General features: G+C 38.8%; 16 protein-coding genes. 7 read left to right on the forward strand and 9 right to left on the reverse strand.

Features of this window, described 5'->3' with window-relative positions; all coding sequences use genetic code 11:
- Window positions 1-25: 25 nt before the first annotated feature.
- Window positions 26-325 carry a hypothetical protein gene (locus I6J03_RS20825; protein WP_003005797.1) on the reverse strand — a complete coding sequence of 100 codons (300 nt, stop codon included), beginning with the start codon at window positions 323-325 and terminating at the stop codon, window positions 26-28.
- 218 nt (window positions 326-543) lie between these two features.
- Here I6J03_RS20825 and I6J03_RS20830 point away from each other — a divergent pair, with 218 nt between their 5' ends.
- On the forward strand, window positions 544-3,411 hold the full coding sequence (locus I6J03_RS20830; RefSeq protein ID WP_201693958.1) for a copper-transporting P-type ATPase: 2,868 nt from the start codon (window positions 544-546) through the stop codon (window positions 3,409-3,411).
- A gap of 63 nt (window positions 3,412-3,474) precedes the next feature.
- Window positions 3,475-3,810 (forward strand): hypothetical protein, encoded by a 336-nt coding sequence (locus I6J03_RS20835; protein ID WP_002995021.1) that lies wholly within the window; start codon window positions 3,475-3,477, stop codon window positions 3,808-3,810.
- 116 nt (window positions 3,811-3,926) lie between these two features.
- Here the strand turns inward: I6J03_RS20835 and I6J03_RS20840 are convergent, their stop codons facing one another.
- Genes I6J03_RS20840 through I6J03_RS20855 form a run of 4 tightly spaced genes read right to left on the reverse strand, consistent with a single transcriptional unit; the run spans window position 3,927 to window position 5,828 of the window.
- Complete coding sequence (locus I6J03_RS20840) at window positions 3,927-4,562, reverse strand: NAD(P)H-dependent oxidoreductase (protein ID WP_003005806.1); 636 nt, start codon at window positions 4,560-4,562, stop codon at window positions 3,927-3,929.
- Between the two features lie 20 nt (window positions 4,563-4,582).
- Window positions 4,583-4,951, reverse strand: coding sequence for a DUF1304 domain-containing protein (locus I6J03_RS20845; protein WP_003005809.1), 369 nt, complete (start codon window positions 4,949-4,951; stop codon window positions 4,583-4,585).
- 11 nt (window positions 4,952-4,962) lie between these two features.
- On the reverse strand, window positions 4,963-5,385 hold the full coding sequence (locus I6J03_RS20850) for an organic hydroperoxide resistance protein (protein WP_003005811.1): 423 nt from the start codon (window positions 5,383-5,385) through the stop codon (window positions 4,963-4,965).
- Between the two features lie 17 nt (window positions 5,386-5,402).
- Window positions 5,403-5,828: a MarR family winged helix-turn-helix transcriptional regulator gene (locus I6J03_RS20855; RefSeq protein WP_232279671.1), complete on the reverse strand. Its 426-nt coding sequence runs from the start codon at window positions 5,826-5,828 to the stop codon at window positions 5,403-5,405.
- 828 nt (window positions 5,829-6,656) lie between these two features.
- Between I6J03_RS20855 and I6J03_RS20860 the strand changes: the two genes are divergently transcribed.
- Window positions 6,657-7,508 (forward strand): helix-turn-helix domain-containing protein, encoded by an 852-nt coding sequence (locus tag I6J03_RS20860; RefSeq protein WP_201693960.1) that lies wholly within the window; start codon window positions 6,657-6,659, stop codon window positions 7,506-7,508.
- A 5-nt stretch (window positions 7,509-7,513) separates the two neighbouring features.
- Window positions 7,514-7,912: a DUF983 domain-containing protein gene (locus tag I6J03_RS20865; RefSeq protein ID WP_002994997.1), complete on the forward strand. Its 399-nt coding sequence runs from the start codon at window positions 7,514-7,516 to the stop codon at window positions 7,910-7,912.
- Between the two features lie 86 nt (window positions 7,913-7,998).
- Here I6J03_RS20865 and I6J03_RS20870 read toward each other — a convergent pair whose 3' ends face one another.
- The 4 genes from I6J03_RS20870 to I6J03_RS20885 all read right to left on the reverse strand — a co-directional run bounded on the left by I6J03_RS20870 (window position 7,999) and on the right by I6J03_RS20885 (window position 11,702).
- Window positions 7,999-9,423 (reverse strand): Glu/Leu/Phe/Val family dehydrogenase, encoded by a 1,425-nt coding sequence (locus I6J03_RS20870; RefSeq protein ID WP_003005824.1) that lies wholly within the window; start codon window positions 9,421-9,423, stop codon window positions 7,999-8,001.
- 491 nt (window positions 9,424-9,914) lie between these two features.
- Window positions 9,915-10,481, reverse strand: a complete 567-nt coding sequence (locus I6J03_RS20875) for a fasciclin domain-containing protein (RefSeq protein WP_003005829.1) — start codon at window positions 10,479-10,481, stop codon at window positions 9,915-9,917.
- Between the two features lie 87 nt (window positions 10,482-10,568).
- The gene (gene msrB, locus I6J03_RS20880) at window positions 10,569-11,093 is read right to left on the reverse strand and encodes a peptide-methionine (R)-S-oxide reductase MsrB (RefSeq protein ID WP_003005831.1); all 525 of its coding nucleotides are present in this window, start codon (window positions 11,091-11,093) and stop codon (window positions 10,569-10,571) included.
- Window positions 11,094-11,249: 156 nt separating this feature from the next.
- Window positions 11,250-11,702 carry a TonB-dependent receptor domain-containing protein gene (locus I6J03_RS20885; protein WP_081445134.1) on the reverse strand — a complete coding sequence of 151 codons (453 nt, stop codon included), beginning with the start codon at window positions 11,700-11,702 and terminating at the stop codon, window positions 11,250-11,252.
- Between the two features lie 8 nt (window positions 11,703-11,710).
- Here I6J03_RS20885 and I6J03_RS20890 point away from each other — a divergent pair, with 8 nt between their 5' ends.
- From I6J03_RS20890 to I6J03_RS20900, 3 genes are all read left to right on the forward strand, one after another.
- Window positions 11,711-12,331, forward strand: coding sequence for a helix-turn-helix domain-containing protein (locus I6J03_RS20890; protein ID WP_003005834.1), 621 nt, complete (start codon window positions 11,711-11,713; stop codon window positions 12,329-12,331).
- A 533-nt stretch (window positions 12,332-12,864) separates the two neighbouring features.
- A complete protein-coding gene (locus tag I6J03_RS20895) occupies window positions 12,865-13,182 on the forward strand; it encodes a hypothetical protein (RefSeq protein WP_003005837.1) in 318 nt (105 codons plus the stop codon).
- Window positions 13,179-13,532 (forward strand): hypothetical protein, encoded by a 354-nt coding sequence (locus I6J03_RS20900; RefSeq protein ID WP_003005839.1) that lies wholly within the window; start codon window positions 13,179-13,181, stop codon window positions 13,530-13,532. The genes I6J03_RS20895 and I6J03_RS20900 overlap by 4 nt, the downstream gene beginning before the upstream one ends.
- The last annotated feature ends 50 nt before the right edge of the window (window positions 13,533-13,582 follow it).

Raw genomic sequence — 13,582 nt, forward strand, 5'->3', positions numbered from 1 at the left:
TTATACTGCCCTTTGCAACGTCGTACTATTGTATAATATCAAATGCCAATAGTAATGTAGCGACAAACAAGTCTATGAGCCCCAGAAGGAATATAATATCTGCCACATATTCCACTCTTCTTCCGGCAGAAGTATCTTCTCTTTTCATAGCTATAAAAGAAATAAGGCAACTCGCCATAAAAATCACAATCGCCACTGTAGCAAATTCATCAATCAGTGATCTTTCCGTCAGCTTAATGGTACGCAAGGATGCCAATACCAAAAAGCAGATGCCAAGCAGATTTGCTGAAGTATTGAGTATATGGGATGTTCTTTTTTCAGCCATAAGGAAGAATTTATTATCGGATATCCAAATGTACAATCCATTTCACAAATACAAAGCATCTTAAACAAACTAAGCCTGTTGTCTGTTAATCTTTTACAGTCAGAAGATATCTATACTAAACTCCGGATTGAAAACTTGTACGTTTTTCTCGTAATTGTATAACATGTCTTCTTCATAGATTTTTAATCTTTGTTATTACTGTTGAAAAATATAACATTATGAAAGAAGATAAATCAACGGATCGCCGTATGGACAAGGAGAAACAGCATAAAGCAGTTATTCCGGTATCTGACAAAAGCAGTACATACTACTGTCCCATGCACTGTGAAGGGGACAAAGTATACGATGCTCCCGGAAGCTGCCCGATCTGTGGTATGTTTTTAATATCTACCGATAAAGCGGATGCAAATACGAGGGAAAGTAAATCAGGCGGCTGTTGCAGCTCGAAAAAACCCGAATCGACTGAATCGCAAAGTAATAAAGACGGCAAATACTATTGCCCTATGCATTGTGAAGGAGACAAAATGTATGATGCTCCCGGAAGCTGCCCGGTATGTGGTATGTTTTTAATATCTACCGATAAAGCGGATGCAAATACGAGGGAAAGTAAATCAGGTGGCTGTTGCAGCTCGAAAAAACCCGAATCGACTGAATCGCAAAGTAATAAAGACGGCAAATACTATTGCCCTATGCATTGTGAAGGAGACAAAATGTATGATGCTCCCGGAAGCTGCCCGGTATGCGGTATGTTTTTAGTCGATGCCGAAAAGCCGGGCAACAAAACGAAGGATAGTAAATCAGACAGTTGTTGCAGTTTAGCAGTACATCAAACCAAATATCCAAAATCACCTAATAATAAGGCTGGTAAATATTATTGTCCTATGCACTGTGAAGGCGATAAGGTGTATGATCATGCCGGCAATTGTCCTGTTTGCGGAATGAATCTGGAGAAGATACCGGATATGCGCCAAAGCACGCAATACACCTGTCCCATGCACTCCGAAATTGTGGAAGACGGGCCGGGAAGTTGTCCTATCTGTGGTATGGATCTGGTGCCGATCACTCCGGATGATGAAGATAAGACTTATGTCGATCTGTTACGCAAGTTTTGGATAGCTCTGGGCTTTACTATTCCCATTTTTATATTAGCAATGGGTGAAATGATTCCCGGCGATCCTATAGGTAAAATTATTCCCACACATATTAACGGATGGATACAACTGGCACTGACAGTGCCGGTCGTGTTTTATGCTACCTGGATGTTTTTTGAACGTGCATGGAGATCCTTCAAGACATGGAAGCTCAATATGTTCAGCCTGATTGGTCTTGGAGCTACGGCAGCGTTTATTTACAGCCTGGTCGGATTAATATTCCCTCAACTTTTTCCGTCAGAGTTCAGGGGACATCACGGCAATGTAGGCTTGTATTTTGAATCGGTATGTGTGATTCTGACTTTAGTGCTTCTGGGGCAGGTGATGGAGGCCAAAGCGCATTCAAAAACGAATTCTGCGATAAAGGAGTTGATCAAACTGGCTCCCTCTGAAGCGACTCTGGTAGAAAACGGATCGGAGCGAAAAATTGCAGTCGAGTCGATTGTAATTGGACATGTATTACGTGTAAAACCTGGCGATAAGATTCCGGTGGACGGAGAGATTGTGGATGGAAATGCTACGGTTGATGAATCTATGATATCAGGCGAACCCGTTCCTGTGGATAAACAGGTCGGTGATAAAGTTTCTTCCGGCACCATTAACGGCAACAGAACCTTTTTAATGAAGGCTGAACGCGTGGGAGATGAAACTTTGTTGTCCCAAATTATTAATATGGTCAATGATGCCAGTCGCAGCAAGGCTCCGATTCAGAAACTGACAGACCAGGTTTCCGCTATTTTTGTACCTATTGTCATTGTCATATCCATATTAACTTTTATTGCCTGGATGATCTGGGGTCCGGATCCAAGAATGGTCTTTGGATTTGCCAATTTACTGGCTGTATTAATTGTTGCCTGTCCCTGTGCTTTGGGATTGGCCACTCCAATGTCGGTCATGGTAGGTGTAGGTAAAGGCGCAAAAAACGGAATTTTAATTAAAAATGCAGAAGCACTGGAAAAGTTAAATAAAGTCAATGTATTAGTGACGGATAAAACGGGAACGCTTACAGAAGGCAAACCTACCGTCAATGAGGTCTTTGGTGTTGCTGCATCTGATGCCGATGAGGTATTGCAAATGGCTGCTGCTCTTAATCAGAACAGCACACATCCATTGGCTGAAGCTACCGTAAAAAAGGCCCAAGAGAAACATTTGAAATTGGATAAGGTTGAGGATTTTGAAAATATATCCGGTAAAGGAGTCTCCGGCACTATTGGTGGCAAGCACGTATTTCTGGGAAATGAAAAACTGTTAATCGATCAGCACATAACTATTTCAGAAGAAATACGCGGGCAGGTGGAAGCGCAACAGGCAACCGGCAAAACGGTATCTTATCTGGCTATTGATAAAGATGTGGCGGGATTTATCACCATATCGGATAAAATCAAAGCTACTGCCAAAGCGGCTATTCAACAATTGATGTCTCATGGTGTAGATGTAGTCATGATCACGGGTGATAATGCAAAAACGGCTAATGCGGTAGCAGATGAATTAGGAATCAAACATTTTCTGTCTCAGGCTCTTCCGGAAGATAAGTTACAGGAAATAAAGAAGATGCAGGCTAAAGGGCAAATTGTAGCAATGGCCGGAGACGGGATCAATGACGCACCGGCACTTGCTCAGGCAGATATTGGAATAGCGATGGGAACCGGGACTGACGTGGCGATCGAAAGTGCACAGGTCACCTTGCTAAAGGGAGATCTGACCGGAATAGTCAAAGCTAAGATTTTGAGTGAGAAACTGACACGCAATATTAAAGAGAATCTGACTTTTGCATTTTTATATAATGTACTGGGTATACCTGTAGCAGCCGGAATTCTGTATCCGGTATTTGGACTGTTGTTATCTCCTATGATTGCTGCTGCAGCTATGAGTTTCAGTTCCGTTTCTGTTATTTTAAACTCATTACGGTTGAATGCAGCCAGGATTGACCGTTAGAACAGCGTAAAAGTTGCGGAGGATGTATACGGATAAATTGAAAGTAAACTCTATCTTTACCGTATGAACTACGTCTACTTCATTGCATTTTGGGCTTGTCAGTGCGTTTCTACCGTTCTGTTTAAATATGGAGGAATTCACCCCAGGTATAAATGGCTGACCCTGATTATAGGTAATATTATCTTATTATCCGCAAGCTGGTTTTTAGTACAACTTTTCAGATCTGTATCTCAACCTATTGTTATAGCTCTTTGTTCGGGAGGCACATTTCTGACCGTGCAACTGACGATGGCTCTTTATTTTAAGAGTCCTCTGACCTGGGCACAGATTCTGGGAATGTTTATTATTATCAGCGGAATGGTGCTGATCACCTTTGGTGGTAAGGGCGAATCCGTTTAAGCAGCTGTTCACCCGGATAGCATATGATGCGTTTTCTTTTACTCTAACCTGTTAGAGATATAAAACGACAAGAGCGGAACTATTAGTTCCGCTCTTGTCTTATGAAATAATTAATGTTAGTTGTATTCGATTACAAATTCCGATTGTGGATTTCTCACTTTTTTCATGTTGACCAACCAGTCTCCCTCATTATCTCTGTATCCTATTGGTAATAAAGTGACGCTCTTCAATCCTTTTTCAGTCAATCCCAGCAATTCGTCCAATTGCTGATTGTTAAACCCTTCTACCGGTGTAGTATCTATTTTTAGTTCTGCAGCCTGAGCTATAGCAAGTCCAAATCCGATATAGGCCTGTCTCGCGGTATGCACAAAATTCTCTTCTGCGGATTGCTGAAGATACAAGCTCTTCAGGCGGTCTGTATAAGATGAAAAACGACCTCTCGGCAATTCACGTTCATCTGTAGTACGGTTGTAAATCTCATCAATACGTTCTTCAGTATACTGATCCCATGCTGCAAACACCAGAAGATGTGAGCAATCAGCTATGATCTGCTGATCCATTGCAACAGGAACGATTTTTTCTTTTAATTCCTGATTTGTGATAAGCAGTACTCTGAATTGTTGTAAACCTGAGGAAGTCGGAGCAAGACGAGCGGCCTCTATAATTTTATGCACGTCCTCTGTACTAACTTTTTTTGAAGGGTCATACTTCTTTGTGGCGTAGCGCCATGATAAATCTTCTAATAATGACATAACTTATTTATTTAATATTTTTATGATAACAGTACAAATACAAGAGCCAGAATAGCGGGCAATGCCTGCACAAAAAAGATCTTACGGGATGCCGATATGGATCCGTATATTCCGGCCACAATAACACATCCCAGAAAGAACAGTGCAATATTCTTTTGCCAGATCACATCTTCTATAAAGAATGACCAAATCAGTCCGGCTGCAAGAAAACCATTATATAGTCCCTGATTTGCGGCCAGGCCTTTTGTTGGACGAAACATTTCATCGGGTAAGGATCCTTTAAAAGTTTTACGGCCTGCTGTTTCCCAGGCGAACATTTCCATCCACAGGATGTAAAGATGTTCCAGCGCCACCACAGCGACTAATATCTTTGTAATAATTGTTATCATAAGGGGAGAATTTATGAATTACTTACTGTTAATTTGACTTCTATATTTCCTCTTGTAGCATTAGAATATGGACAAATACGATGTGCCTTTTCGACCAGAGTCTGTGCTTCCTTTAATTCTATTCCCGGAATATTTACTATTAATTCGGCTTCCAACCCAAAACCACCACCTTCTAAACTTCCTATTCCGACATGAGCTGTGACACTTGTCTCTCCGGTTTTGATGTTAGATTTACTGATCACCAGGTTTAATGCGCTGTCAAAGCAAGCCGCATATCCTGCCGCAAACAATTGTTCAGGATTTGTATAATCATTATTAGCACCTCCTAGTTCTTTTGGCATTCTGACCTGAAGATCTAACACTTCATTATCTGTCTTTACATGACCATTACGGCCTCCCGTTGCTGTTGCAACTGCTGTATACAAAGTTTTCATGTTATTGTTGTTATTTTTTAGTGATTCCTGTTTAATATTTTACTGGCAATAGTTTTTAATTGAATAAGCTCTTCCAGTGTTATCCCCATCTCTGCCAGCATCTGTCCGGGGATACATTTTGCACTTGCAGAGAGTTGCTGCCCGGCATTTGTAAGGGATATTTCCACAGTTCTTTCGTCCTGATGACTACGCTTGCGGACAATGAGTCCCTTTTGCTCCATACGCTTCAATAATGGTGTAAGTGTGCCGCTATCCAACCTGAGACGTTGCCCGATCTGATTAACGGTTTGTAAAGGATGCTCCCACATCACCAATAATACCAGATACTGCGGATACGTCAAATCCAGCTTGTCCAACAGAGGTCTGTATTGCTGAACAATTTCCCGATATAACGCATATATCGGGAAACATACCTGATGATCTAACATTAATTCTTCTTCCATGGCAACAAAGGTAAACATTGAATAAAATTAAATTGTGCAAAATTTAATTTTGTGATATAACACAGACATTTCTCTGTTATGTACAAGGATTTGAGTTCCGCATTAAAATTCCTAAAAAACTGCTTAAACAGGGTTTAAATAAAGTATTTCATCTTAAAACCGTTAAAATATGTACTAAAAAGTATACACTTTAATTGATTAAAATTATTAGGCTAAATAAGACAGAAAAAACAATAAAAATAAAACAATCATACTGTTTACTAACTACTTAACACATTAAATGCGTTAAAAAGGAAATATAAACCAGTATGTAATCAAAGTTGCGCATGTTATTTGCAAAACTGATCATGAGTTATTAATAGAATAATCAACCAAAAATAATTACTATGGAAACTACAGAAAAAAACGCAGCAAAACTAGGACTTGAAAAAGGATATTATCTATTACTAATGGCTATCCTGGAAATACCGGATACATCTGTTCAGAATGAGCAGTAATAAGCAGATATTAAAATACAACACAATACTTCACACACTAATCTCTACCCTGAAAAGGGTGAGATTTTTGTATTTTTAAGGCTGCCCTTCCTCTTTCCTCATTTATTACATATTTTCAAAATCATCTTTTTTATTGCTGTTGAGAGCAATGAAACCAGCATTTTATACAACTTTTTCAACTTGTACTTTGATCCTGAACCGGGAATAAAAGTCTTTGCAAGTCATCCTGAGAGTCTTCTGTGGTACAATAAAGTTATTAATCAGTAAAAAATACCACAAAAGAAATGTACTACACCATACAAATGGTATTTATTACGCTAATTTTGTAGTCATGGTAGCAAGCATCCCTATATTAGACCAATGCTCTTTGTCCCGCACACAGGAGAATACGATCACCGTAGAGGCTTTGTCTTCTTATCTGTCTCGTAATAAGAATCTTGTGTTTCCTCACAGACATAGCTTTTATCAACTCTTATTATTCACACAGGGCGGAGGAACTCATGCTATTGATTTTGAAACTTTTGATATAGTTCCATGGCAGATTTATATGATGCTGCCTGGTCAGATTCATCGTTGGGATTTTGAGGGAGAGATGGACGGATTTATTGTAAATTTTCAACCTGATTTTTTTCATACATTTCTGTTGCGTCCGGAATATCTGCATCAGTTTTCTTTTTTTTCAGGCTTGATAAAGGATCAGGTATTTGATATCAGTCCGGAGCTGCAAAATGAGGTTGTGCGCTTGTTTCAGGAGCTGCTCCGTACCGGAGATCTGGATTTTGCTAAAATTACCTTATTATATCTGTTCAAAACACTGGAAAGAAGTCCTGTACTACAAAATAAATCCGAGAGTGCTGCATACAACCATACCCTATTAAGGAATTTCATGAGTCTTATCGAGAGCAATTACAGGACGCTGCGACTGCCTAAAGATTATGCGAAACTTCTGTTTATAACGCCTAATCACCTGAATGCACTGGTGAAGGAATCTATTGGCTTATCAGCCGGAGAGCTTATACGAAACCGGGTACTACTGGAAGCAAAACGCCTTCTGGTTATCCAGGATTATTCGATTAGTGAAATAGCCTACGGCCTGAACTTTAATGATAATTCCTATTTCACCAAATTTTTTAAGAAAAACGAGGGTATTACTCCCGAAGAATTTAGAAAAAAACACATATAACAGCTATGAAATATACACTGTCGAACGAATTGAAATCTGCACTGGAAGGTAAGTGCCCGCGATGCAGAAAAGGAGATCTGTTCAAAGCTCCTCTCTTTAGTTTCAGGTCTAAAAAAATGAACGAGACCTGTCCGCACTGTGGTCTCAAATTTGAAAAAGAACCCGGCTACTTTTATGTAGCTATGTATATCAGCTATGCATTTAATGTAGCTGAGTTGCTAACGGCCTGTTTTGCCACTTACTTCCTTACAAACAACCTGGAGTCTCCATGGTTATATCTGGGGGTATCACTATCTGCAGCTATACTCATGGCTCCGGTGAACTACAGATATTCCAGAGTCGTATTGCTTTATTGGCTTACGCCTTCTTTCAGGTACAGGCCTGATATCTACGATGTCCAATAACTTTCCTTACTTATATAGTGTATTAAAAAAAGCCTGCACTACTTTTACAGTAGTACAGGCTTTATTGTTTCTGATAAGATTATCCGTTAAGGGAAGATTCCTAATTGTTCGTATGCTGCTCCAACTTTATTAATTGCACATATAAAGGCTGCGGTACGTAGATCCTCTACACCTGCTGTACTTTTGTATACTTCCCGGATTTCCTGATATGATCCGATCATGGTATCTTCAAGACCGGAGTAAATAAGATCTATTTCATCCGGACCACGCAGAATGATCTTACGTTCCAGTTCTGAAACTTTCTTACTGGTGAGTGATTCTATGATATTCACCAACTCTGCATACATATTTTCACTGAATCGTTTTTCAAGACGTCCATATCTGACATGACTCAGATTTTTGAGCCATTCGAAATACGATACGGTTACACCGCCGGCATTCAGGTACATATCCGGAATGATCAGCACACCTTTTTTGTTCAGGATTTCATCAGCTTTGGGCGTGAGCGGTCCGTTGGCTGCTTCTCCGATTATTTTTGCCTGGATACGGTCTGCATTTCCTTCATGGATAACAGATTCTAATGCTGCAGGAATAAGGATATCACAGGGTTGTTCTAATCCTTCGGCTCCGTTTTTAAAGTTTTGCGCACCTTCATAATTCAGAATAGAGCCTGTCGCTTTGCGATGTGCAAGCACAGCATCCACATCGAAACCTTTAGCATTATATATTGCTCCTTCATACTCAATAAGTCCTACAATAAGCGCTCCTCCATCCTGAAAGAATTTGGCAGCATGGTATCCCACATTCCCTAATCCCTGTACGATGATCCGTTTGCCGGCTATGCCGGTGCTGATTCCGAGTTTTTCCATATCATCTGCAAAAGAGCATGCCTCACGAACACCAAAGTATACTCCGAGCCCTGTTGCTTCTGTACGTCCTCTCACTCCACCCTGCGAAATAGGTTTACCCGTCACACAGGCCTGCGCATTGATATCGTTAGGATTCAGCGAAGAGTAGGTATCCAGTATCCAGCTCATCTCTCTGGCTCCGGTTCCGTAATCCGGTGCAGGTACATCTATTCCTGGTCCGATAAAATTCTTTTTAACTAATTCTGAGGTGTATCGGCGGGTGATCTTTTCCAGTTCAAATTCGGTGTATTTTCGGGAGTCAATCTTTATCCCTCCCTTTCCTCCTCCGAATGGTACATTGACAATCGCACATTTGTAAGTCATCAGTGCTGCTAAAGCCATTACTTCATCCTGATTGACCTCAATGCTAAAGCGAATACCACCTTTACAAGGCAACTTGTGATGAGAGTGCTGAACACGATACGCTTCAATTACTTCAATCTTGTCTCCGATCTTGACCGGAAACTTGACCTGTAAAATAGAATTACAGGCTTTGATTTGTTCCAATATTCCGGAAGAGAAGGAAGTGAATTTGGCTGCTTTATCAAAATTTTGACTAACACCTTTGAAAAAGCTGTAATTTTCTTGTGATGTGTGGGACATAAGATATTTGTTAGTTTACATTTAATTTATTTTTGGTAATGCATTGCTGCCTTAAGCAGTATTTGATGGATTAAAGTTAATATTTTTGCACCTCAATAATCCATTATCTGCGCTGAAAACCAGATTTTTACCATATTAGCTTTGTTCTACTGATTTCTTTAAAAATCAATAAATAAAAGACCTGTTTCTGTAAAAAAACAATAGTTTTTCAGTCAATTTTCCACCATCTTAAAAAGATAAAAAACGCTAAAATTGTTTGCTGCCAGCCGGATATTCTGTATTTACAGCCTGCTTACTTAAATTATAAAGGTTTATTTTTCCGGCACAGGTTTAGCTCATGATTAAAAAGCTGTTTTCACACAGCCTGGGATCTGCTCCGTCATGCCGGGAATGCGGAGCAATTCCTATAAAAAAAGAAACGGCAGTAAACCTGAGTTTACTACCGTTCAATGCCATAAATACCGACCTCACATCTTCCTCACTTTATTTATTTACGGCATCAGCACATGATCAATTACATGTATAGTACCGTTTGATTGATTAACGTCAGCTATTGTTACTTTGGCATCGTTACCTTTGCTGTCACGTACATACAGATCTTTCCCTTTTACCCAGAATGTGATTTTTTCACCCTGTACAGTTGCCACACTAGCCTTACCTCCGCCAGCTTTCACCATATTCATAATGCTTTTTGCATCGTGCTTACCTGCAACAACATGATAGGTAAGGATAGTTGTCAGTTTTTCTTTATTTTCCGGTTTAACCAACGATTCTACAGTACCTGCAGGCAATTTGGCGAATGCTTCATTTGTAGGAGCGAATACCGTGAATGGTCCTTTTGAAGACAATGTCTCGACAAGACCGGCAGCTTTTACCGCTGCGACCAATGTAGTATGGTCTTTGGAATTCACTGCATTCTCCACAATGTTTTTGGACGGATACATAGGAGCACCTCCTACCATTACTGTTTTTTCTTTTTGTTGTGCAGATACATTTGCTCCGCAAATCAGACTAAGTGAAAATAAACTCAGGGCGATTAATTTTGATGTTGCTCTCATGATGTCTTGTTTTTAAAAATTGATTCTTTTTATTTGCTTTCTTTCTCTCATTTACGACATTGATAGCGGAGCGGATTTAATTTTTTATTATTTTTTTTGATCGGGTTCAAATTCCAGTGATATGGAGTTCATACAAAAGCGTTTTCCGGTGGGTGGAGGCCCGTCATCGAAGATATGGCCCAGGTGCGAATTACAGCGTCCGCATAATACCTCTGTACGTACCATATTGTAGCTATTATCTTGTTTATAAATAACACTATTCTTTTTGAGTGGCTCATAAAAGGATGGCCATCCGCAAGTAGAGGAAAATTTGGCTGTAGAACGAAATAAGGGATTGCCACATACGGCACAGTAGTAGGTTCCTTTGACATCATACTCATAGTATTTACCGGTAAAAGCGCGTTCTGTCTGCGCTTCCCTTGCTACGGCATATAAGTCCGGATCCAGAATCTTCTTCCATTCTGAATTTTTGATATTTAGCTTCTTTGTATCCGTGCGGGAATAATAGGGATTTCGGGTAGTAGTCTGCTGTGCATTACTGTTGATGCCGATACAGATCAGGAGAATCGCCGTCAGGATTATTCTGTTTGTTATGATCAGATAATTTTTCATCTTTTTTTATGTTAGAATCTATTAGTAAGTACGATAAATGCAGGGCAATAGTTTGCAACAAACGTAAAATACTGTTTACGTATACAAGAAAAGACCATACCTGTACAGCATGATCTTTTCAAAATTTATTAATATATCTTAAGTTATCCGGAAATGCTAAAAGCTGTAACCCAGACTCAATCTGAAGTTGGTCGGCGGCATAGCTCTCCAGCCGTAATGCTTATATCCCCAGGCTCCGGGATAAAAACCTACGTAATTATATCTATTGATCACATTATTGACTACAAGAGCGATATTATAGTTATCTCTTTTATAAGACATACCGGCATCTATCGAGAAAAAATTATCAGGAAGATATTTCTCTTTTGTAACTGGCCATGCAGCACGTTTTGTCTGCAATTTAAATCCTGTAGAAACGCCTAACCCTCTGAATCCGCCGTCCTGAACTGTATATGTCAGCCAGCTATTCGCGATGTGGCGGGCTGTTCCGTACAGCATCTGCCCTATTCTAGCGGCATCATTGTACTTGGATATTTTTGCATCTGTATACGCATAGTTAAGCATGATATTCCATGACCGGTCTATCTTTCCGTTAATATCGACTTCTATTCCTTTGGATGTGGCTTTTCCCGATTGCTCTACAAGACGATACCAATCCGGCTATAAAGGAGTTTGTCCGAAAAATAAATGAAAACCAGTATGCTGTACTTTTTGACAGGGGTATTCCGCTGAATAAAGAAATCTTTTTATTACTAGACGAAATCCGTAATTGTGAGCTGGATGGAGTAAGCAGATTTTACTTTATCAAAAGCAAGATCCTGTATCTGTTAAGTATACTTTTTAAGATTGGAGAATATGAGACTGTTACTCCCGAAAGTGCAATCGTTATATGGAGAAAAGAGGAGATTCATATTTTACAAAAGGTGGAGGAATTTATAGTACGCAATTCAGAACAGTTTTTTACAATTACGTTTTTATCCCGAAAATTTGCAATAAATGAATTCAAACTGAAGAAGGGATTCAAACAGTTGTATGGTAAAGGAATTTTTGAATATGCCAAATCCGTGCGGATGGAAAAAGCACGCCATCTTATTGAACAGCAGGACTATTCGCTTAAAGAAATTGCCTATCAGATCGGATATGCAACACCTTCTTCCTTTTCTGTGGCCTTTAAAAATGAATACGGCATGTCTCCTGCCCTTTTCAGAAAGCAAATTATGGCACTATCAGCGATTTAGTATCAGATTGCTATAGATTTCATCATCTGGAAATTGATGTACCTGCAATAACATCAAAAGATTATTCTGACTCTTTTTCAAAGAACATCGATAGATATATCCCTATTCCATTTGTTTTATATAAGATCAATTATATAAAATTATCACATCTTATTCCGGAAGAAATCAACATTAATTAAATTAAATGTTTTATTTTGTTAAAATAAATTTTGATTCGTTAAAATAATTTTAATATATTTGCAATAGCACGATTATAAATTTTAATAACACTAACCAATACAGAAAAGAAACTTTACTTTAAAACAAGTCTCTTTAGTTGACATTATTTCTTCGAATTACCAGACACGGCATTTAACAGACGTTCATTATAGATTGTGCTTTATTCAGAAACAAATTATTTCAAATAAACTTTGTCTTATGCATAACCGTATGCAGAAATTTTACAAGCATTTTACTCTGCTGTTTTCTTGCAAAAAAATAAGATAAAACCATAATCAATAAAACGTTTAATATTCTTCACAGCTAACTAAATTATGAAAGGTTATACGATTACAATCAATAAAAAAAACATCAATGTTGGTGTTCAAAATGGACTTGTACTGCTTATCTATGATATAGGAAGTAAAGATACATCCAATAGCATACGAGTAAGCGGTATTGATAATGGCATCGGACAACATCTGAAATGGGAAAATATCAGCATTCAAGAAGGAGATAAAATAAGAATAACAGCATGTGATGTTGACGATTCGGTTCCTCCGGTTTCAAGAGAGATAATAGATCCGCAGGAAATTCTGAAAGAATATAATGATCTTAAAAAAATATTGACAGAGGAAGGAATTATAAAATGAAAGGCATTAAAATTCAACATCAAGGTGAAGTTTTTAATATCGCAGTTGACTTTCCAATAACTGTATTTATGTACCAAAGAGACGGATACTACTTTCTTGACTTAAGCGGGACGGACGAAAATAACACCTCATATACCTGGATAGACAAGAAAATGAAAACCGGTGATTTTCTGGATTTTGAACTAATCGATCAGGATAAAAGCCTGACCTCAGAACCTGTAAAAATATGTAAGGCCTTTGAAGAAAATACTCCTTTGGAAGGTGAAGAGTTAGCTCAAATGTTTAGAGAGTTTCTGGCTCGGTTTAATGTATTGGAAGAATTTCTGAAAAAAGAAGGATTAATACAGTAGTTCTCCTTATGCTTTGCAAAAACATCAGAAATAATATCAGGCTCTTGTTG

This window comes from Sphingobacterium spiritivorum, assembly GCF_016724845.1.
GTDB classification, from domain to species: Bacteria; Bacteroidota; Bacteroidia; order Sphingobacteriales; family Sphingobacteriaceae; genus Sphingobacterium; species Sphingobacterium spiritivorum_A.

What these genes read in the sequence shown, in the direction of transcription:
- I6J03_RS20825 (WP_003005797.1), bottom strand. Translation starts at nt 325, where the DNA reads ATGGCTGAAAAAAGAACATCCCATATACTCAATACTTCAGCAAATCTG.
- I6J03_RS20830 (WP_201693958.1), top strand. Translation starts at nt 544, where the DNA reads ATGAAAGAAGATAAATCAACGGATCGCCGTATGGACAAGGAGAAACAG.
- I6J03_RS20835 (WP_002995021.1), top strand. Translation starts at nt 3,475, where the DNA reads ATGAACTACGTCTACTTCATTGCATTTTGGGCTTGTCAGTGCGTTTCT.
- I6J03_RS20840 (WP_003005806.1), bottom strand. Translation starts at nt 4,562, where the DNA reads ATGTCATTATTAGAAGATTTATCATGGCGCTACGCCACAAAGAAGTAT.
- I6J03_RS20845 (WP_003005809.1), bottom strand. Translation starts at nt 4,951, where the DNA reads ATGATAACAATTATTACAAAGATATTAGTCGCTGTGGTGGCGCTGGAA.
- I6J03_RS20850 (WP_003005811.1), bottom strand. Translation starts at nt 5,385, where the DNA reads ATGAAAACTTTGTATACAGCAGTTGCAACAGCAACGGGAGGCCGTAAT.
- I6J03_RS20855 (WP_232279671.1), bottom strand. Translation starts at nt 5,828, where the DNA reads ATGGAAGAAGAATTAATGTTAGATCATCAGGTATGTTTCCCGATATAT.
- I6J03_RS20860 (WP_201693960.1), top strand. Translation starts at nt 6,657, where the DNA reads ATGGTAGCAAGCATCCCTATATTAGACCAATGCTCTTTGTCCCGCACA.
- I6J03_RS20865 (WP_002994997.1), top strand. Translation starts at nt 7,514, where the DNA reads ATGAAATATACACTGTCGAACGAATTGAAATCTGCACTGGAAGGTAAG.
- I6J03_RS20870 (WP_003005824.1), bottom strand. Translation starts at nt 9,423, where the DNA reads ATGTCCCACACATCACAAGAAAATTACAGCTTTTTCAAAGGTGTTAGT.
- I6J03_RS20875 (WP_003005829.1), bottom strand. Translation starts at nt 10,481, where the DNA reads ATGAGAGCAACATCAAAATTAATCGCCCTGAGTTTATTTTCACTTAGT.
- msrB (WP_003005831.1), bottom strand. Translation starts at nt 11,093, where the DNA reads ATGAAAAATTATCTGATCATAACAAACAGAATAATCCTGACGGCGATT.
- I6J03_RS20890 (WP_003005834.1), top strand. Translation starts at nt 11,711, where the DNA reads ATGTGGCTTTTCCCGATTGCTCTACAAGACGATACCAATCCGGCTATA.
- I6J03_RS20895 (WP_003005837.1), top strand. Translation starts at nt 12,865, where the DNA reads ATGAAAGGTTATACGATTACAATCAATAAAAAAAACATCAATGTTGGT.
- I6J03_RS20900 (WP_003005839.1), top strand. Translation starts at nt 13,179, where the DNA reads ATGAAAGGCATTAAAATTCAACATCAAGGTGAAGTTTTTAATATCGCA.